Consider the following 1,237-nt stretch of genomic DNA (forward strand, 5'->3'; position numbering starts at 1 on the left):
CATCGCGGGGCCCTCGGCGAGCAGGCGGTCCACGGCGACGGCCGCTGCGGCCGGCGTCACCTCCGGCAGGTCCACCGCCCAACCGGACGCGCCGGCGTGCCCGGTGCGGGCGGCCTGGTCGTCGAGGTTGGTGTCGGTGTTGGGCACGAAGGCGCTCGGCAGGCCCAGGCGCAGCGACTCGTGGAAGCTGTTGTACCCGCCGGCCACGAAGGCCAGGTCGAAGGCGCCGAAGCAGCGGGAGATGGGGAAGTCGCGCACCACGTGCACGTCCGTGGCGTCCACGGCGCGCTCGGCGATGGCCGGCTGCGTGACGCACACGCCGATGCCGCGCTCCCGCAGCGCCGCCGAGACCGCGCCCACCGCGTCGGAGGTGTCGTTGATGTTGCCGGCGCCCAGGGACACCAGCGCCAGGCGGCCCTGCACGGGCAGGCCCAGGTGGCGGCGGGCCTCGGCGGGGTCGAGCAGGTCGTCGCGGTCCACCAGGGTCACCGGGCCCACGCGGTGCACGCGGGGGTCCTGCACGCCGGCGGTGGCGCCCGCATCGGCGGCGGCGGAGAGGTCACCGGGCTCGATGACGCGCGCGAACCAGTCGGTCTTCTCCAGCTGGTCGGTGTTGCGGCCCGGCTTCCACATGCCGCGGCGCGACCAGATCCACCGGGTGTCGCCGAAGGCCTCCACGGCGGCGTCGATGCCGCGGTAGGGGTGGGTGCCGTCGAAGACGACGACGTCCGGGCGGACGCGTTCCAGCACGTCGTGCAGGCGCTGGGCGAAGAAGCGGCGCCACTCCACCGAGCGCATGCCCGTGGCGCCGGTGCTGGGCAGGTACTCGGTGTCGTAGCCGAGCGTGCGCACCATCGGGGCCGCGGTGGACAACGAGAGGAACGAGATCTCCACGCCGGGCAGGGCCGCCGGCAGGTGCCGGGCGTAGGCCAGCAGGCGGGTGAGGTGGCCCATGCCGGCGCCGTTGCTGCTCATCATGAGCACGCGCGGGCGGTCGGCGGGCAGGCTGGCGGGGCTCACGCGGCCTCCTGGGGCGGGGCCAGCACGGAGACGCGCTGGGGCGAGGGGGCCAGGGCGCGCCAGACCAGGCCCGAGGCGAGCGGCCCGGTGGGCAGCTGCAGGGCCACGGTGCGGCCGTCCACCTCGGTGGTGGTGCCGCGGGGCACCAGGGCGGCCACCTCGCCGTCGCGCAGGAGCACCACGGCGCGGGTGCCGGGCACGCGCTGGGCGGCCTCGA

At 76.2% G+C, this 1,237-nt stretch carries 2 protein-coding genes; both read right to left on the minus strand.

What is annotated here, in order from left to right:
* Window positions 1-1,020, minus strand: a 1,020-nt coding sequence (locus HMPREF3099_RS10065; RefSeq protein WP_070705841.1) for a UDP-N-acetylglucosamine--LPS N-acetylglucosamine transferase, incomplete at its 3' end; no start/stop codon positions are given.
* On the minus strand, window positions 1,017-1,237 hold a 221-nt coding region (locus HMPREF3099_RS13105; RefSeq protein ID WP_237769831.1), incomplete at its 5' end, for a hypothetical protein. The genes HMPREF3099_RS13105 and HMPREF3099_RS10065, both read right to left, overlap by 4 nt.

It is taken from the genome of Kytococcus sp. HMSC28H12, from assembly GCF_001816045.1.
GTDB lineage: Bacteria > Actinomycetota > Actinomycetes > Actinomycetales > Dermatophilaceae > Kytococcus > Kytococcus schroeteri.